The sequence below is a fragment of the Ochrovirga pacifica genome (genome assembly GCF_000220525.1).
In the GTDB taxonomy this organism is placed as follows: Bacteria; Bacteroidota; Bacteroidia; order Flavobacteriales; family Flavobacteriaceae; genus Ochrovirga; species Ochrovirga pacifica.
In genome coordinates this window covers 54,006-71,105 of record NZ_AFPK01000044.1, presented here as the reverse complement: position 1 = coordinate 71,105, position 17,100 = coordinate 54,006, and the positions used below count along the sequence as shown (strand labels likewise).

The window sequence follows — 17,100 nt, the reverse complement described above, 5'->3', positions numbered from 1 at the left end:
CTAATAAAATAAAAAAATGAAAATTGTTGTTTCTCCAGCAAAATCTCTAGATTTTGACACTAAACTTCCCACAAAGACCTTTACACAAGGAGTGTTTTTAGAGCAAGCAGAAAAACTAAATAAAGAGTTGAAAAAGAAATCTCCTAAAGATTTATCAGGCTTAATGAATATATCTGACAAGTTAAGCGAATTGAATTGGCAACGCAATCAGGAGTGGAGCTTACCTTTTACTAAAGACAATGCTAGACAAGCAGTGTTTGCCTTTAACGGAGATGTGTACGCTGGTTTAGATGCTTATAATCTAGAACCCCAACAAATTGAAAATTTACAACAAACATTAAGGATTTTATCTGGTCAGTATGGAATCTTAAAACCATTGGATTTAATGCAACCGTATCGACTAGAGATGGGAACCAAGTTAAATATTGGAAAACATAGCAATTTGTATGAGTTTTGGGGAGATGAAATTACTCAAAAACTTAACGATGAACTAGAAGAAAACGAATTGTTTATCAACCTAGCAAGCAATGAATATTTTAAAGCTGTAAAGCCAAAACTGTTAAAAGTACCTGTAATAACTCCCAATTTTAAAGAGTATAAAGATGGCAAGTTAAAAATTATCTCTTTTTATGCCAAAAAAGCCAGAGGATTGATGGTACGTTATATTGTAGATCACAATGTACAAGACTTAGAAGGGCTAAAAGGTTTTAATTATGAAGGTTACGCATTTGATGCCAATTTATCTACAGATACAGAATTGATTTTTACAAGATAGCATTTAATAAGAAAAAGGAAAAGAATGAAAAAAATTGCACTAGTGATACTTTTAATAGGAGTATCTACAAACTTTTATGGACAAATTTTAAACGATACAGTAGCTCAGGTTGTAGGATATTGGAACTTGAACGAAAGTCATATGTTTAAAGTTTCTCAAGAAAAATTTACAGTCAAAGAAAAAGATACCGTATATACGTTCCAATCAACTTGTGATTTAAAAATTACGGTAAAAGATTCAACTGCCACAGGTTATACCGTAGATTGGTTGTACACCAACTGTCTTATTACTTCAGACAACCCAGTTTATCAAAAGATAAATAGGTTAAATAATAATTTGTTAGTAAAGTTTAAAACCAATGAATTAGGAGGTGTTTTAGATATTGTAAACTGGGAGGCCGTAAGAGACACTGTTTTACAACAAATAAGTTCTTTAGAAGAGATTGAGAAGGAGAATGAGATTATGAAAAATGCCTTGCAAAAAGTAAAAACTATTTTTGCTAGTAAAGAAGGAATAAGGAACAATTTAATGAAAGATGCACAACAATTTTATCATTTTCATGGAGGGAGTTATGAGCTAAATAAAAAGTATCAAGGAGCTACTAAGGTATCTAACTCACTAGGAGGTTCTTCTTTTGATGCACAATTAAGTGTAAGTTTGGATGAAATAGATAAAGAAGAAGGGACCATTGTTTTAAGATCAATAACTGAGATCGATAGTGAGCAGTTAACCAAAGTAACCTACGATTTTATCAAGTCTAATATGCCTAAAGAGGCTCAAAGTTTGTTTCCAACCTTAATAGACTTTCCAAAATTAACAAATACTACTTATATTTCATCTGTAATTCATGAAGGAACTGGATGGACAACTTACACTATTGAAGAAAAAGAAGTAGTATCTAAAGACGGCTTAGCTGTTGAAAACAAAATCATTGAGTTTATAGAATAAGAGACTTAATTTTAACATCTCACAATCCGCATTGCAACTTACTACTGCAATGCGGATTTTTTTTAAAAGAAATATTATTAAATAACCACCACCATCATGAATACGTTTATAAATAGTTTTAACACTGAGTTGATTAAAATCAACACTGTTGTTCGGGTTGATTTTAATCAATTTTAAACATGAGGTTTGTCATAGTATTAACGTAGAAATACGTATATTTTAGCTGTAGTACTTAGGTACTAATCTATGATTAAGAAATGATACCCTAATTCACCCCTAGTATGCTGCATTTCTTTCAAAAAAGACCCAAGTTACGAGTCAAAAATATACTTTTTGGCAGTAGCATTTTACCAGGTAATTTTATACCAGGAGCATACTATTACCCAACAAACAAACATAAAAAAGACTTAAAAGAAACCTTTACAGATGTAAAATCTTACAACCATATTGTTGCCGATTTTTTACAAAACAATTATCAGTCAACACCTACACCTATATCTTTTTTAGGAATCAAATTAGAAAGTACAAAAAGGGAAGTTTTAAAAGCTCTAGGTTTGCCCAATGCCATCGTTAATCTTCATAAAGGAACAGATGTAAATATATTCTACTACAAACAAACTTTTGGTAAGCAGAATGTAAGGGTTGATTTTCATTTTTTTAAAAAGAATCTTTTCTTAATCACCGCTAAGTTTTCAGTAGTAAAAAAAACATCCAAGCAACATATTTTAAAAGTATTATTTAATAAATATCACTTGACACCTTTAAATAAAGAAATTGCTGTTAAGGATGCATCCAATCATGCAATGCTTGTCAAACATGATGTTGGATTAGAATTAAATTACTGTTCGCTGAACTCAGGTTTTCATCAATTGTTGGAATTAGAAAATAAAAAGGAAACCATAAGAATTCAGCATATAAAAGAGAAGCAGCTTCGAGACTTCTATTACAATTTATAAGACAAGTAAAACTTTTCTTGTTTTTTCTGACAGCTTGTCACTTACTTCTGACAATTTGCGAACTCAATTTTCATGGCATACATATTGACTAATTGAAACTGTAAAATTGAATCAACAACTTTATTAAATAATAAATCATTATGAGTAAGATTATTGGAATTGACTTAGGGACTACCAACTCATGTGTTTCTGTAATGGAAGGAAACGATCCAGTGGTAATTCCTAACGCAGAAGGAAAAAGAACCACTCCATCTATTGTAGCATTTGTAGAAGGAGGAGAACGTAAAATTGGAGACCCGGCAAAAAGACAAGCGGTAACCAACCCAACAAAAACTATTTATTCTGTAAAACGTTTTATGGGGAACAAGTACTCTGAGTCTGCAACAGAAGCAGGAAGAGTGCCTTATAAAGTAGTAAAAGGAGACAACGATACACCACGTATTGATATTGATGGTCGTTTGTATACGCCACAAGAAATTTCTGCGATGACTTTGCAGAAAATGAAAAAAACAGCAGAAGACTACTTAGGACAAGATGTTACGGAAGCTGTAATTACGGTACCGGCTTACTTTAACGATGCACAACGTCAGGCTACTAAAGAGGCTGGAGAAATTGCAGGTTTAAAAGTACAACGTATTATTAATGAGCCAACAGCTGCTGCATTAGCTTATGGTATTGATAAAAAAGGTAGCGATCAAAAAATTGCTGTGTACGATTTAGGAGGAGGTACTTTTGATATCTCTATCTTAGAAATTGGAGACGGTGTATTTGAAGTATTATCAACAAACGGAGATACCCACTTAGGAGGAGATAACTTTGATGAAGTAATTATAGACTGGTTGGCAGATGAGTTTAATGCTGAAGAGCAAGTAGATTTACGTAAAGACCCTATGGCTTTGCAACGTTTAAGAGAAGCAGCTGAAAAAGCGAAGATAGAATTGTCTTCTTCTGCACAAACAGAAATCAATTTACCTTACGTAACTGCAACGGCTTCTGGACCTAAGCACTTGGTAAAAACATTAACTAGAGCTAAGTTTGAGCAATTGGCTGCTGAATTGGTAGTTCGTTCTATGGAACCAGTGAAAAAAGCATTAGCTGATGCAGATTTAGACACTTCTGATATTGATGAGGTTATTTTAGTAGGAGGATCTACTCGTATTCCTGTAATTCAAGAAGAAGTTAAAAAATTCTTTGGAAAAGAACCAAACAAAGGAGTAAACCCAGATGAGGTAGTTGCCATTGGAGCTGCTATTCAGGGTGGAGTTTTAGCTGGAGATGTAAAAGATGTATTGTTATTAGACGTTACACCTTTGTCATTAGGTATTGAGACTATGGGGAATGTATTTACTAAGTTAATTGAAGCAAATACTACAATTCCTACTAAAAAGTCACAAGTATTCTCTACAGCTGTAGACAACCAACCTTCTGTTGATATCCACGTGCTACAAGGAGAAAGAGCTATGGCTGCGGATAACAAAACCATTGGACGTTTCCAATTAACTGACATTCCGCCAGCACAAAGAGGAGTACCTCAAATTGAAGTAACTTTTGATATTGATGCCAATGGAATCATCAAAGTATCGGCAGTAGATAAAGCAACTAATAAATCTCAAGAAATTAAGATTGAAGCTTCTTCAGGATTATCAGAAGAAGAAATTGCTAAAATGAAAGCCGATGCAGAGGCAAACGCTGATGCTGATAAAAAAGCAAAAGAAACAGCTGAAAAATTGAACACTGCTGATCAAATGATTTTCCAAACAGAAAAACAATTGAAAGAAGTAGAAGGAAAATTACCAGAAGACAAGAAAAAGCCAATCGACGATGCTTTAACTGAACTGAAAGCTGCTCATGCTGCTAAAAATGTAGAAGGTATTGATCCTGCAATTGAGAAGTTGAACACTGCTTTGCAAGGAGCTGCTGCAGAATTCCAAGCGGCTGCTCAGGCAAACCAAGGAGGAGCAGATGCCGGAGCACAACAGGCACAACCAAACAAAGACAACTCTGAAGATTCTGTAGAAGATGTAGATTTTGAAGAGGTGAAGTAAGAAATAAAACACTAGTTTTTTGATACCTAAAAACCCGTTTCTAATTTATTAGAAACGGGTTTTTTATATAATTAAAGAGAAAAGTATATATGTAAAATAATAGGTTGAGTTTTGGTAAATCAGGGTTTATTGTAAGTATTTATCAAAAAGAGCATTGAGTTGTTTGTTGGAGGAATTAAAATAAATTTTTTTATCAGCAACATTTCCTTCCTGGTCTACTAGTACGTAGTGTGGAATACCAGTAATATTTAAATTTTGAGGATAGATAATTCCATTCGTCTTTATTCACACGGTAATGATCTCCTTTAATATCAGGTACCATCATATCCCACATTTTTTTTGGTGAACTTTGATTGGTAATATATACAAATTGAATGTTTTTATCTTTGAGTTTGTTTTTTAAAGTCTTCATTTTTTTGATCCCATTACGACAAGGTCCACACCAAGTAGCCCAAAAATCAACAAAAACAATTTTACCTTTGTATTTTTTCATTGTGGTTTCAAATAGTTTGTTGCCTGTATTCTTAGGGGTTTCATTAACGGTGTATCCCGATTTATTTTTATTAGCTTCTATCGTTTTCTTAATTTTCCCCACTTTTTTATTATCATAGTCAAATATCCATTTTACCAAAAAAGGATGAGAGATTTTTTGTTTGATTTCGGCTTTTGTTTTGTCGTTAAAAGCTTCTAATTCATTGCTATTCAGTTAAAATTTAGATTGGGCAAACATAATTTCTGTAGCAAAATCATCTTGTAAATTATAACAGTTTTTAAAATTATCAGAAATGAATTTTTGAAAATCGTCAAAAGTTTTAAAATTTAATATTTTGCCAGTTACTAAGTCTTTTAGAACAGATGCATTAATAGTTTTATTTTTTTTAGTAATAGAATCAAATACAACGACCTCATGTTGTTTTTTTTCAATTGAATATCTACGAATACTTTTAGAAAAGCGTAGTTTATTAATTAATCTATTGTAAGCGTTTCCAGAAACTACCGAAATAGGTTTCTTAATATTAGGGTTGTTTTTAATAAAGTCATAAAACGTAGGTTTAAATATTTTTTCTTTTAAAGGAATCTCTCTTTGGTTTCTAGGGATTTTATGTTTTTTACAATAGGCTTGATTTCTATATCTGTTAAAACTCAGTATATTAGTGTATGCATTGTATTGAATTTGCATTTTTTTAATTTGAAGTGCTTTTTTACTTACTTGATTGTTTTGAGTAAAATTTTCTAAAACTTTATTCTCTTTATTCATAATTTCAAGACAATACGCTTTGTAAGTATCACCTGTCATATTAAGAATTTTTTTTTGTATTTTGTAATAGTCAAAATAAGATATGCTATCCATAGCTAGCAAGTCAGAGTTAATTTTTGCAACCCCTCCCATAAACAAAGATTTTTGTTCTTGTTTTTTTCTAAATTTACGGGGAGTTGCATATTTCGAGAAATCTATGAACTCAAAAGTTGTTTCCCCAGGCTCTAAGTAAACACTCTTGTTTATTTTTAAAATCCTAACCAAAACATCTTGTGGATGGATTAACGGAATTTGACAAGAAAAGCTTCCATCTGGTTCTATAGCAATTAAGTGTGAATTTTGCTTATGAGTAATGATGTTATTTGCATAAACCATTCCTGTTTTCCTCATTTTAGGATGATATCCCTTAATAAACCCTTTGTAAATAGCGGTTTCTGATTTAAAGATTGGAGTTTTGTATTCTTTATCATTAGGGTTATGATATCTTTTATTAAAAGTTTTTGACTTACTTAATAGAAACTTTTCTTTAAGCGAATTTTGTACTACAATCTTGTCTTTTTTTTAATAGTTATTTTTTCTTGTTGATTATTGTCATGTAAAATCAATTCATATTTGCCTCTTTTTCTTTGGATAGCTATTTTTTTCCAAACCTTATTTTTATAAATAACAACATCATTAAGTAGGCTTATTAACCATTCGTTACTACCATTTGTTTTTAGCCAATTACCTTTAATTTCTTCAGGAATTAGTGAGGTTTTTTTATTTTCGGATAAATTGATATCGTATATTTTCCAACTTTCTTCTAGAAAATCTATAGTTTTAGTATTTTTATCTAAAGCAGGAAAGTACAGTGTGTATGTATTTAGTCCACTTTCTGGAGTCCAATGTTTTTGATTGAGTTCAATTCCCTTTGCATTGGTAACAAACAACTTTTTACCTCCTTTGCTGTTTTGAATGTATGTTTCGTTAGAAGATACACGAATCCATCATTTTGGATAATATTTTACTTCAAAATCTATTTTGGTTATAGTATCATAAAGTTCAATTTTTTTAATTTTTACATTAGTGGCAGTAGTAGCACTAAATTCAGGATTTTTAATAATTTTTTGAGCATGTAAAACATGACCAACCAATGCAAATGCAAAGACTAATAGAATTTTTTTCATTATGCAATTTTTTTATGTTGAATAGAGTATTCTTAACAAGAATAATAAAAAAAAGGGATTTATAGTAGCTGTCTTAAAAAAAATAAGTGTAATAAAAATTAGTTAACTAATTCATTAGCAATTCTAAACGTATTACAATGCGCTTCTACAATAGTCCTTAGTTCTTTAGAATATCCTCCTCCCATGCAACAAACTACAGGAATATTTAGCTCAAAAAAGGTTTCCAATACAAATTGATCTCGATCTTTACAACCTTCAATAGAACAAGCTAGTTTACCTAGTTTATCGGAAGCTAAAATGTCTACACCTGATTGATAAAAAACGAAATCAGGTTGTTGTTCTTTTAGGAGTTTAGGTAACACTTGTTTTAAGGTTGATAAATATTCATCATCTGTACAATTGTTCTCTAAGCCTATGTCTAAATCAGAGATTTCCTTTTCAAAAGGATAATTGTGTTTCCCGTGCATGGAAAAAGTAAAAACCTCTGGAGTGTTTCTAAAGATTTCAGCCGTTCCGTTTCCTTGGTGTACATCCAGGTCTACAATCAAAACTTTTTTAGCAAGCCGATTTTTGAGTAGATATGTAGCTCCAACAGCTTGATCGTTTAGATAACAAAAAGGATCAGGACGATTGCTATATGCATGATGCGTGCCTCCAGCAACGTTCATAGCAATACCATATTCTAAAGCATAATAAGAACAATCAATAGTTCCTTGGGTGATGATGAGTTCTCTATCTACGATTTGTTTGCTTAAAGGAAAACCCGATTGTCGAATTTCCTCTTTGGTTAATTGTAAATTGAGGAGACGATTTACATAAGCCTCGGTATGGGCTTCTATCAAGTCGCAAAAATTAGCTTTTAGTGGCTTAAAGAAATTCTCAAAATCGCAAGTTCCCTCGTACATAAGCTGCTTAGGTATCAAATCGTATTTTTCCATAGGAAAACGATGTCCTTTTTTAAGCGGATGTTCGTAGCAAGGGTGATAAGCAATTTTTAGCAAAAGATTAAAGTTTGAATAGTAGGTACAAAGTTACTTTTTAGCTTGTAAAAAACTACCATTCCTAAATCTTTAGAAATGGTAGTTCAATAGTTTTTAAGAAGCCAACTGATAAGAATTGTCTAAAACAGCTTCTACAATCTGTTGATGTTGATGAAATTTACGCTGAAGCAACCAATTCTTTAATTCAGAAATTTCATGAGGCTGCAACCACTTTTTAGATTTCATCAACTCTTTCATAAATAACTCTTTGTTTGGATAAACTTGGTTTAATACATGTTTTTGTAATTCTATCATAGCGTAAAAAGGTTAAAAGACACATAAAAAATCAAATAAAAACTCAAGCAAATTGCTTATTCAATTGTTATCAATTGTACAGGTTTAGAAGGTAAAGCTTCTTTTTTAGGAATGGATACTGTTAGAATTCCTTCTTCGTATTTTGCAGAAATTCCATCGGTATTAAGTTCTTCTGTTAAGCTAAAACTTCTTTTAAAATCCTGATAATAAAATTCTCTATAAGTGTATTTTTTTTCAGGTTGTAATTGTTCTTGGGGCAGTTTTTTAGAAGAAATACTCAATAAATTTTCTTGTACCTCTATTTGTATATCTTCTTTTCTATAACCAGGCACAATCAGTTCTATTGCATAGCCTTTTTCTGTTTGATATACATTTACCAAAGGCTCGTAAGCATTGTTTTTGTTGGTGTTTTTTGTGTGTTGAGTCCATATGTCGTACGGAAAAAAACGATCCAACAAACTAGGGTATGTGTTTGAAAATTTTACTACAGACATAACATAATTTTTTTTGGTGAAACATTTTTTTAATCACTATACAAAGGATGTGCCTGTTAAAATGGAGTGAAAAAATGTCTTGTGAAAATGAAAAATTGTCAGACAGTAAGTGTTCAGTAACAAAAAAGCTACTCGGTATGAGTAGCTTTTTAAGAAAAATAGAAATTATTTTTTAATCATCTAAACGAACAATTCTTGAGTCGTTTTCTGCAGTAGTTTCTTCTTCATTAAACGCTGTAGCTTCAGTTGCATGTTTGGCCAACATGTATTCGGCAATAGCATCTTGTTCACCTCCTGTATAACTAAAGTCATCATTTAAATTAGGGTCATTGCTTAGAACTCCATCAGGATAATCGGTATCTTCTCCATAACCTGTTCCAGAGTAAAAGTTGATTCTATTAGGGTTAGAAAGTTCGGTAAAAGGATACTCATCACCACCACCTGCTAAAAAGTTAAGAGTTACGATGTTGTAAGTTCTATTTGCATCTCCTTGGATGGTTCCATTTTGCACCACAACATCATTCTTAGTTCCATCTGCTCCAGTTACAATTAATTTTTGTATTCTGTTACCAGTACCTTTTGTTGTTCTTGCTGATTGACTAGCATCGTATTCAATCTTTAAACCACTAATTTGTGGAAACTGTCCTGGTGTAGCTCCATCTGCTGTAGCGGCCACTCCATGTTCAAAAATGTCTTTTAATTCTGTTGCGGTTACTGTAAGTCTCACCAATCCGTTGTCAAATTTAAAAGCAGCTCTAAGGTGTCCTTCAGAAATAGTTTTGTCTGCCGATGGTAATAATGTGGTTGTTCCATCAGGAGCAACCACAATTTGTCCCATAGCAGCTCTTATTCCACCTCCATTTTTAATAGAAATATCTACCGTTTCGTTAGATAGTAGGTTCGCATACCACAAGTTTGCATCAGCAGACATATTCCCTAAGTTGGTTTCTTGCGTTCTTACTTGCTCTCTTCTTCCATCTAAAAAGACATTTGAATACCCAATCACATTCGAAAATTGTTTGTCTATCAAATCACTAACAGCATCTTCAAGATCTGCAACACCATTATTGTTTGATGGGTAAACACCATTGTACACAGTGCTTAGTGTTTCTAAGTCAATAACACCATTTGCATCAAAACCAACAACCAATCTTCCTAAGTATTTGTAATCTCCATCTACATTTACCACTAACACAGGCTCGTCGTTTGTGTTGGTGGTTGTGTATGGATATACTTCATCAAAAGCTGTATCTGTTTGAAACAAAACGTCGTTATCATCACCCATTCTAGTGTTAGAACCACCAGCAACAATAATATCTACATCAGTTAACAATTTTGCCAAAGCTTTTTCTACAGAAATTTGTTGCATGTGTGCTAGCAATACTATTTTATTTACCCCTTGTGCTTTTAAAGCGTTTACTGATATTTGAATTTCGGCAGCCAATTGCTCGTTGGTAAAGTTTAGACCAGGTGTAAAAGCTAAATTTCCTACAGAGGTAATTCTAGGAAAAGTAGGAGAACAAGCTCCAACAATACCTATTTTTTGTCCTTTTATTGTTTTAATAGCGTATTTTGCTACCTGAGCACCTAGGGTGTTTGTTTCCGCTCCGTCAATTCCTACTGTAAAATCAGATTCTCCAGAAAAGTCTACGTTAGTTGCTAAATATGGAAATTTAGAACCCGAAAAAGTAACTCCGTTTCTAGATTCAGAAGAAATAGCATCTGCCAATTCTCCAGGCCCTTGATCTAATTCGTGATTTCCTACTACAGCTGCATCTACACCAAAAGCGTTTGCAAAAGCAATATCAATATGTCCTGGCTCATCACTACCTGTCATTGCTCTAATTACACTTTCTTCTGCGGTGTTGTAACGAGGACCAGGAATAATGATATCTCCAGAGTTTACTGTTAAGGTGTTTTCTCCAAACAAAGCATCGTTTTGAAAGTGTTTTACTAAAGTTGCAAATTGATTGATACTGTTTAATGCAATTTCCTCGTCACCGTCTACATCTGCATAGTGTAATAACTGAAGAACAAAATCGCTATTTTCTAATTTGGCTTGTACAGAAGCATCTACTTCAACTTCTACGATTTTTTCAACTTCTCTAATTTCATCATCGCAGCTATACAAAGAAAAGATAACAGCGATTGCACATACTATTTTTTTCATGATGTTTATTAAGTTTAATAATGTGCTAATTTACTTCGCTCTAATTACTAGGTGTATTACAATAACGTTATTGAAACTTAAAAGTAGAGGCTAATTTTTATGTTTTATAAACTTTAGGTTACTTAAAATTTAATCAAAAGAAACACGTATCTATGTAGAAAAATAGAACTTACAAAATTTTAGTATTCTTATGAAATTTCATCAAAAAGAAATAAAATTAAAAGCTAGAAAAAGAGGATATCATCTTATAACAGAAGAGGTTATTTCTGCGATGCCAGAATTAAGCACTATTATCAAAGGTCAGTTACAAGTGTTTATTAAACATACATCGGCTAGTTTAACCATTAATGAAAATGCAGATCCAACAGTACGATATGATTTTGAAACACACATTGATAAAATGATACCTGAAAATATGCCTTATTACAAACACAATTATGAGGGTAGCGATGATATGCCAGCACACTTAAAAGCATCTATGTTAGGTTGTTCTGTGACCATTCCTATTACCAACGGAAAACTAAATTTAGGAATTTGGCAAGGTATTTATTTAGGAGAGCATAGAAACTATGGAGGTGCTAGGTCTGTGGTTATTACTGCTTTTGGTTTGTAATTATTGAGCTTTTAGTAAATTATTAATTTTTTGTTGAATGATAAAGTGCTGTTCTTTAGCTTGTGCTATGGGAATTCCCTTTTTCATTTGTGGTCTTTTATGGCCTGTATATGTTAGCCATGCATCTTTCATTAATTGCTGCCTTTGGTTAATAAGTTTATAAACAGCCTCACCATGTTGATAGTTTTGTAACGCTTGTGCAAAAGTAGTGTATTGTAACATATGCTGTAGGCCTAAACCAGCTAGTATTTGCTTCGCCATAACCCAGTGTCCATGAGGTGTTGGATGAATTCCATCACGAGTAAAGGTAAAGTTGGGTTTGGTTTTTCGATGATTTAGCAATTCATTTTTCATTCCTTCATGAACATCAATCACATTCCAGTTTTTAGTAAAAGACAAACTCATTAGCCAATTAGAATACAAATCAATAACATTGCTGTATGCTGGGTCTGACATTTTATCGTAAGGAGATGGAGTAAGGTATAATACAGGTAATTTTTTTTTGATGAGTTCGTTGTTTAGCCAAAGCATTCCTTTTTGATAGGCTTTAAATCTATCAGAATCAAAAGGCATGTAAATTCCATCATTGATACCATAACAAGCAATCACAAAATCAGGTTTTGTTTTGTCTAATATTCTACCCAAACGTTCTTGCAATTTAGGTCGAGGAAAGGCACCTTGTGCATGATTAGGCTCTGATAGCTGAGATACTGTTTCGCTAGGCAAGCCCACGTTAATAAATGTTTTTTCTGAACCGTTAGGGTTTTCTAAAGATAAAACTGTTTCTATGTAAGTAATATAATGTCCTTGGTAACTTATGCTATTTCCTAAAAAAAGAATACGTTTTGCATGATTGGGAATTTTGTACTGTGTTTGTGCACAACAAATTAAGCTACAAAGACAAAGTAGTAGTGTATAAAAATACTTCATAAAGTTAGTCTAAAGGTGTTAATGTCAATTGTGTCCATCTACCTCTAGAAAAAGCGGTTCCGTTACCTTCTGGAATTTTTCCATTGGTATGGCTGTTAAAAGCTATTTTAATTGTAGCTTTTTTAGGAATTTTTATTGTACCAAAGTTTAATGTTTGTGGTTGGTAATCTTTTTCAGTTGGTTGGTTTTGTTGTTCCGCAACCTGTTGGTCGTTAACAAACAATCTATAGGTAGATTCCCCATCAATTTCTCCTAAGGTGGTTATCGTTACTTGATAGGTTCCTTTAGCAATTGTTTTGGTAGCTTGTGCTATTGCAAATTTCCCTTTGTGTTTTCCTGCATTAATAGCCAAAGCTTTTTTGTATTTGTGTACGTAAAACGAAACGTGATTTTTTTGCGATACTTGCTTAAAATCACTAATAGCATGTAGTGTAATGTTTTGTTTTTGTGCATTACTATTAAGAAATCCAACAATAGTTAAAAAGAAAATAAAATGTTTAAGCATGTTTTAGTTGTATTTACCTTTAGATATAATTGCATTTTTGATATGAGCCAAATGATGGTTGCAATGCCAAGCATATACTTCAATAATTTGTAGCAAGGAAAATTGTTTTCCATGTTCTGGATGGACAAATTGCATCTGTAATTGTTCTGTACTTAGTGACTTTAACAAAAACACCCATTTTTTATGCAAAGCTGTAAGCAAAGCTATAGAAGTAGAAACATCATCATCTAAAGCATCGGCAAGTTCAGCCCATTTGTCTTCTAAATAAGGTTTTATGGTGGGTTTGTTTTCTGTAAGGGTTAGTTTAAAACGAATCAAGCTATTAAGATGACTATCTGCACAATGATGAACAACTTGTTTTAGAGTCCAACCCTCTGGACGATATTTCCAGTTCAATTCTTCGACTGTTAAATTTTGAGTAATTTCTTTAACACTTTTAGGAAAGTTTGCAATATCCTGAATCCATTTTTGGATTTCTTGATTGCTAGGGTCTTTAGTTTCTGGACAAGGACCTATCGGGAACTTTAGTTTTTCCACTCTAAAACAATTTATGATGGTAGTCTAAAACTAGTAAAAAAATAAAACAGCTCAAAAAACTTACTTAATTAAGTTTCCATTTTTGTTGTGTGTGTACTTTCCAAAGAATATTTCCAAAAGGAATCCACCATATTAAATCATTAAAAATAAGGGTGTAAAAAAAATCAAAAGGAACCAAACCTTGTGCATAGTTCATAACAAAACCTATCGGCCCAAATATTTTTCCTAAAAAGCCTACAGTTATTACGGGCCAATGTTTTAAAGGGTGATAAGATGCCCACCAATAACCTAGTCCGTAGACACCTACAATCATTCCAACTCCTTGCCAAATCATAGGTAGGTTTAAACGTTCTAAGCCCACTAAATCAAAAAAGTGATGGGGGAATAGTACCACCCATGCACCCCATACTAAATTGTAAATAGCAGCTATTTGTAAAGTTCTTTTCATGCTAAAAATATATTAATAACGTGTTTGCAAAGATTGAAAAGTTGTTCAAGGTACTAATCATTCAACAATAAAATTTTGCCAATTAGTTTGTAGAAAGTGCTTTTTTATAGGTGCTAATAGCTCTTTCTCTAGCCATTTTATGATCTACCATGGGTTTTGGATAATTAGAATCGTTAAGCTCAGGAATCCATTTTTTGATGTACTCATTATTTTTATCAAACTTTTCAATTTGCGTGGTGGGATTAAAAACTCTAAAATAAGGAGCAGCATCACAGCCTGTGCCCGCAGCCCATTGCCAGTTTCCATTGTTAGCAGCCAACTCGTAATCTAATAATTTTTGGGCAAAATAGGCTTCTCCCCATTTCCAATCAATCAATAAATGCTTGCATAAGAAACTGGCAACAATCATTCTAACTCGGTTGTGCATGTAGCCAGTAGTGTTTAGTTCTCTCATTCCTGCATCTACCATAGGGTATCCAGTTTGTCCATCACACCATTTTTGAAATTCTTTTTCGTTATTTCTCCATGGAATGGCATCGTATTTTGCTCTAAAATTATGTTGCTGTACTTTGGGAAAATGAAATAAAATTTGCATAAAAAACTCTCTCCAAATCAATTCACTTAAGTATATATCGTTTTGTTTTCCGTAGTCCACTACAATCTTTCTAATACTTACCGTACCAAAACGAAGATGAACCCCTATATGTGTAGTGTGATTTTTAGCTGGGTAATCTCTGTTGTCTCCATAATTTTGAATGTTTTTAGGTGAAAATTCTGGAAGTTCTATTTCTGTTTCTTGAAAACCGATATCGCTCAGTTTTGGAAAAGAAGCTTCGAAATGTAGAAAGTTGGAAAAACTGCATTCGGAAACAGTTAATGTGTTGTTTTTAAATTTATTAATCCATTTTTTTTTGTAGGGAGTATAAACGGTATATGGATTTCCATCTTCTTTTACAATTTCTTTTTCTTCAAAAATTACCTGATCCTTAAACCTATAAAATGCTGCTTGATGTTCTTTTGTCAATTTATAAATAGCACGATCTCTATTTAAAGCATAAGGTTCGTAATCTTTGTTGGTAAATACTTCTTGTATTTGGTAATCTTTAAAAAGCTGTTGCCATACTTCTTCTGGTTTTCCTTGTAAAACCAGTAAACTACTTTGGTGTTTTTTTAGTTCTTTATCAATAGCAGCTAAAGCTTTGTAAATAAAAGTTACACGGGCATCTTTTATAGGAAGTTCGTCTAAAATATGCTCGTCAAAAATAAAAATAGGCAATACAGGATTGCTACTCTGTAAGGCTTTGTTTAGGCCTGTGTTATCAAAAGTGCGCAAATCTCTACGAAACCAAAATACATTAACTTTTTTCATGCGATGAGTTTTTAAAAAGTTGATGAAAATAAATATTACCAAAAATTAGTAACATTCCATAAAAAGCATCTTCAAAAGGAATAGTAAAAAGTCTAATTCCTAAATTTTGTGTATTGTTATACCAAACAATTGGAGCTTCTAAAAAACTTCCTGTTAGGATTCCGTTACTGATAAAAAAGAAAGGTAAAATGGTTACATAGGCCAAGTAGTAATAGTATAAGTTTATTTTTTTTAGACGAAGGTATAGCAAGAACAACCCTAAAAAAAGAAAGGTTAAAAACGAATACCATTTGCTGTAGTTTAAGACACTTAAACCTAAACAGAACATAGCCAATGCGTAGTTTAGTTGCGCAAGTTTATTGCTGTGTTTTTTGTTAGGTAACAAATACAAAAAAGCAAAATAGGTAAAAGAACAAGCGTAAGGAATACAGAAAAAAAACAGAATTTCTTCTAAGGGCAAATGGCCTACATAAATTTTTGTAAGATAATCTGGGTTAAACCCCCAAAATTCAAAACGAGTAAAGATTTCGTCCCATATTAAAAAGAAAATAGCAACCAATGCACAACTTGTAAAAAAAGGTTTCCACTCTTTGTAAAAAGCATGTTTGGGATAAAAACTTGCAAATAAAGGAACAGAAATACAAGCCAAATCAATTAGCAAATACGTGTATGCCTGCATTAAAAATATTGTTTAAAGTATTTGATAGGAACGTACAGCATTCCAAAACATTCTCCGTCTTGTTTTCCTAAGTGTTTATGATGAACTTTATGTGCCTTTCGCAGCGATTTGATATACGGATTTTTAATGTTCTTAAACCAAGGAAAACGTTGGTGAATAATGATGTCATGTACTAAAAAGTAGGCAATACCGTATAATAAAATTCCCGATCCGATAAAAAATAAATAGTTGAGCTCGGGATGAATTCCAAAATAAAACAAGGCAATACTAGGAATGGCAAAAATGACAAAAAAAGCATCATTTTTTTCAAAGACACCTTGGTATTTTGGTTGATGATGATCCTCGTGAAGGTACCACAAAAAACCATGCATTACAAATTTATGTGTACACCAGGTAATACATTCCATCAGTAAAAATGTACCTGTAGTTGTTAAAAAGTACAGCAATAGGTTATTCATCTTGTATTTTTTTTATATGATTCAACATCACTTTTTGGTAGCTAGGATTAATATTACTTTGATGGATGTTTTTTTGTATATATTGATAATCTTCTTCTAAACGATCACGGTATCCTAAAAATTTGGGAGCCATTTTTTGTGTCAACCAACGGATGTATTTGGCTTCTATATTTTTAGGGTTTTTAGCAATAAATTCTTCTAGCTTTTTTTTTCCTTTTTTAAAGGTACTTAACTTCTCAAAAGGAGACCAAACAAATTCTGCTTTTTTCATAAGAGAAGCTGCGTAGTAGGGAATTATTTGACGACAAGAAGAGCGTTCGCAAATTTCAATCATGCGTTCTAATTCTTGCTCATTTACTCCTTTTTGAAAAATAGCTCTTATGGTGTCTAAGTCTTTGCACTTTTGAGAATGTGCATATATAGTAAACATCCAAAAAAACAATAGCCATCTCAT

The 17,100-nt window shown here is 32.4% G+C and carries 21 protein-coding genes; 5 read left to right on the top strand and 16 right to left on the bottom strand.

All coding sequences use genetic code 11. From position 1 onward, the window contains the following. Positions 1-16: 16 nt before the first annotated feature. The 4 genes from yaaA (at position 17) to dnaK (ending at position 4,724) form a co-directional block, all read left to right on the top strand. Entirely contained in the window at positions 17-775 is a 759-nt protein-coding gene (gene yaaA / locus FS85_RS0109420) for a peroxide stress protein YaaA (RefSeq protein WP_010135983.1), read from the top strand. A gap of 24 nt (positions 776-799) precedes the next feature. Then, positions 800-1,723, top strand: coding sequence for a hypothetical protein (locus FS85_RS0109415; RefSeq protein WP_010135982.1), 924 nt, complete (start codon positions 800-802; stop codon positions 1,721-1,723). Between the two features lie 281 nt (positions 1,724-2,004). Continuing rightward, positions 2,005-2,679 (top strand): hypothetical protein, encoded by a 675-nt coding sequence (locus FS85_RS0109410; RefSeq protein ID WP_010135981.1) that lies wholly within the window; start codon positions 2,005-2,007, stop codon positions 2,677-2,679. Between the two features lie 140 nt (positions 2,680-2,819). Continuing rightward, positions 2,820-4,724: a molecular chaperone DnaK gene (gene dnaK, locus FS85_RS0109405; protein WP_010135979.1), complete on the top strand. Its 1,905-nt coding sequence runs from the start codon at positions 2,820-2,822 to the stop codon at positions 4,722-4,724. A 193-nt stretch (positions 4,725-4,917) separates the two neighbouring features. Here dnaK and FS85_RS0109400 read toward each other — a convergent pair whose 3' ends face one another. The 8 genes from FS85_RS0109400 to FS85_RS15435 all read right to left on the bottom strand — a co-directional run bounded on the left by FS85_RS0109400 (position 4,918) and on the right by FS85_RS15435 (position 11,107). Continuing rightward, positions 4,918-5,355 (bottom strand): TlpA family protein disulfide reductase, encoded by a 438-nt coding sequence (locus tag FS85_RS0109400; protein WP_010135977.1) that lies wholly within the window; start codon positions 5,353-5,355, stop codon positions 4,918-4,920. A 75-nt stretch (positions 5,356-5,430) separates the two neighbouring features. After that, entirely contained in the window at positions 5,431-6,372 is a 942-nt protein-coding gene (locus tag FS85_RS0109395; RefSeq protein ID WP_029489377.1) for a hypothetical protein, read from the bottom strand. 152 nt (positions 6,373-6,524) lie between these two features. Further along, positions 6,525-6,911: a hypothetical protein gene (locus tag FS85_RS0109390; RefSeq protein ID WP_010135975.1), complete on the bottom strand. Its 387-nt coding sequence runs from the start codon at positions 6,909-6,911 to the stop codon at positions 6,525-6,527. 57 nt (positions 6,912-6,968) lie between these two features. Beyond that, positions 6,969-7,148 (bottom strand): hypothetical protein, encoded by a 180-nt coding sequence (locus FS85_RS0109385; protein ID WP_029489376.1) that lies wholly within the window; start codon positions 7,146-7,148, stop codon positions 6,969-6,971. Positions 7,149-7,246: 98 nt separating this feature from the next. Beyond that, on the bottom strand, positions 7,247-8,149 hold the full coding sequence (locus FS85_RS0109380) for a histone deacetylase family protein (RefSeq protein ID WP_010135974.1): 903 nt from the start codon (positions 8,147-8,149) through the stop codon (positions 7,247-7,249). 93 nt (positions 8,150-8,242) lie between these two features. Then, positions 8,243-8,443 carry a hypothetical protein gene (locus FS85_RS15440; RefSeq protein ID WP_010135973.1) on the bottom strand — a complete coding sequence of 67 codons (201 nt, stop codon included), beginning with the start codon at positions 8,441-8,443 and terminating at the stop codon, positions 8,243-8,245. A 56-nt stretch (positions 8,444-8,499) separates the two neighbouring features. Next, positions 8,500-8,937 carry an Hsp20/alpha crystallin family protein gene (locus FS85_RS0109370; RefSeq protein WP_010135971.1) on the bottom strand — a complete coding sequence of 146 codons (438 nt, stop codon included), beginning with the start codon at positions 8,935-8,937 and terminating at the stop codon, positions 8,500-8,502. 172 nt (positions 8,938-9,109) lie between these two features. Beyond that, complete coding sequence (locus FS85_RS15435) at positions 9,110-11,107, bottom strand: bifunctional metallophosphatase/5'-nucleotidase (RefSeq protein WP_010135969.1); 1,998 nt, start codon at positions 11,105-11,107, stop codon at positions 9,110-9,112. Positions 11,108-11,297: 190 nt separating this feature from the next. Here FS85_RS15435 and FS85_RS0109355 point away from each other — a divergent pair, with 190 nt between their 5' ends. Further along, a complete protein-coding gene (locus FS85_RS0109355; RefSeq protein ID WP_010135967.1) occupies positions 11,298-11,720 on the top strand; it encodes a secondary thiamine-phosphate synthase enzyme YjbQ in 423 nt (140 codons plus the stop codon). Here FS85_RS0109355 and FS85_RS0109350 read toward each other — a convergent pair whose 3' ends face one another. The 8 genes from FS85_RS0109350 to FS85_RS16135 form a co-directional block, all read right to left on the bottom strand. Next, the gene (locus FS85_RS0109350; RefSeq protein ID WP_010135966.1) at positions 11,721-12,650 is read right to left on the bottom strand and encodes an SGNH/GDSL hydrolase family protein; all 930 of its coding nucleotides are present in this window, start codon (positions 12,648-12,650) and stop codon (positions 11,721-11,723) included. A gap of 4 nt (positions 12,651-12,654) precedes the next feature. Further along, positions 12,655-13,155, bottom strand: coding sequence for a hypothetical protein (locus FS85_RS0109345; RefSeq protein ID WP_010135965.1), 501 nt, complete (start codon positions 13,153-13,155; stop codon positions 12,655-12,657). 3 nt (positions 13,156-13,158) lie between these two features. Continuing rightward, positions 13,159-13,692, bottom strand: a complete 534-nt coding sequence (locus FS85_RS0109340; protein WP_010135964.1) for a YfiT family bacillithiol transferase — start codon at positions 13,690-13,692, stop codon at positions 13,159-13,161. A 64-nt stretch (positions 13,693-13,756) separates the two neighbouring features. Next, complete coding sequence (locus FS85_RS0109335) at positions 13,757-14,140, bottom strand: hypothetical protein (protein WP_010135963.1); 384 nt, start codon at positions 14,138-14,140, stop codon at positions 13,757-13,759. An 82-nt stretch (positions 14,141-14,222) separates the two neighbouring features. After that, complete coding sequence (locus FS85_RS0109330; RefSeq protein ID WP_010135962.1) at positions 14,223-15,509, bottom strand: cryptochrome/photolyase family protein; 1,287 nt, start codon at positions 15,507-15,509, stop codon at positions 14,223-14,225. Further along, positions 15,496-16,188 carry a lycopene cyclase domain-containing protein gene (locus FS85_RS0109325; RefSeq protein ID WP_010135961.1) on the bottom strand — a complete coding sequence of 231 codons (693 nt, stop codon included), beginning with the start codon at positions 16,186-16,188 and terminating at the stop codon, positions 15,496-15,498. Before FS85_RS0109325 ends, FS85_RS0109330 begins: the two co-directional genes overlap by 14 nt. Then, complete coding sequence (locus tag FS85_RS0109320; RefSeq protein ID WP_010135959.1) at positions 16,188-16,646, bottom strand: sterol desaturase family protein; 459 nt, start codon at positions 16,644-16,646, stop codon at positions 16,188-16,190. The genes FS85_RS0109325 and FS85_RS0109320 overlap by 1 nt, the downstream gene beginning before the upstream one ends. Next, positions 16,639-17,100: a hypothetical protein gene (locus tag FS85_RS16135; protein WP_010135958.1), complete on the bottom strand. Its 462-nt coding sequence runs from the start codon at positions 17,098-17,100 to the stop codon at positions 16,639-16,641. Before FS85_RS16135 ends, FS85_RS0109320 begins: the two co-directional genes overlap by 8 nt.

Coding starts and splice junctions, on each gene's coding strand:
- yaaA (WP_010135983.1), top strand. CDS start 17: ATGAAAATTGTTGTTTCTCCAGCAAAATCTCTAGATTTTGACACTAAA.
- FS85_RS0109415 (WP_010135982.1), top strand. CDS start 800: ATGAAAAAAATTGCACTAGTGATACTTTTAATAGGAGTATCTACAAAC.
- FS85_RS0109410 (WP_010135981.1), top strand. CDS start 2,005: ATGCTGCATTTCTTTCAAAAAAGACCCAAGTTACGAGTCAAAAATATA.
- dnaK (WP_010135979.1), top strand. CDS start 2,820: ATGAGTAAGATTATTGGAATTGACTTAGGGACTACCAACTCATGTGTT.
- FS85_RS0109395 (WP_029489377.1), bottom strand. CDS start 6,372: ATGAGGAAAACAGGAATGGTTTATGCAAATAACATCATTACTCATAAG.
- FS85_RS0109385 (WP_029489376.1), bottom strand. CDS start 7,148: ATGAAAAAAATTCTATTAGTCTTTGCATTTGCATTGGTTGGTCATGTT.
- FS85_RS15440 (WP_010135973.1), bottom strand. CDS start 8,443: ATGATAGAATTACAAAAACATGTATTAAACCAAGTTTATCCAAACAAA.
- FS85_RS0109370 (WP_010135971.1), bottom strand. CDS start 8,937: ATGTCTGTAGTAAAATTTTCAAACACATACCCTAGTTTGTTGGATCGT.
- FS85_RS15435 (WP_010135969.1), bottom strand. CDS start 11,107: ATGAAAAAAATAGTATGTGCAATCGCTGTTATCTTTTCTTTGTATAGC.
- FS85_RS0109355 (WP_010135967.1), top strand. CDS start 11,298: ATGAAATTTCATCAAAAAGAAATAAAATTAAAAGCTAGAAAAAGAGGA.
- FS85_RS0109350 (WP_010135966.1), bottom strand. CDS start 12,650: ATGAAGTATTTTTATACACTACTACTTTGTCTTTGTAGCTTAATTTGT.
- FS85_RS0109345 (WP_010135965.1), bottom strand. CDS start 13,155: ATGCTTAAACATTTTATTTTCTTTTTAACTATTGTTGGATTTCTTAAT.
- FS85_RS0109335 (WP_010135963.1), bottom strand. CDS start 14,140: ATGAAAAGAACTTTACAAATAGCTGCTATTTACAATTTAGTATGGGGT.
- FS85_RS0109330 (WP_010135962.1), bottom strand. CDS start 15,509: ATGAAAAAAGTTAATGTATTTTGGTTTCGTAGAGATTTGCGCACTTTT.
- FS85_RS0109325 (WP_010135961.1), bottom strand. CDS start 16,188: ATGCAGGCATACACGTATTTGCTAATTGATTTGGCTTGTATTTCTGTT.
- FS85_RS0109320 (WP_010135959.1), bottom strand. CDS start 16,646: ATGAATAACCTATTGCTGTACTTTTTAACAACTACAGGTACATTTTTA.
- FS85_RS16135 (WP_010135958.1), bottom strand. CDS start 17,100: ATGAGATGGCTATTGTTTTTTTGGATGTTTACTATATATGCACATTCT.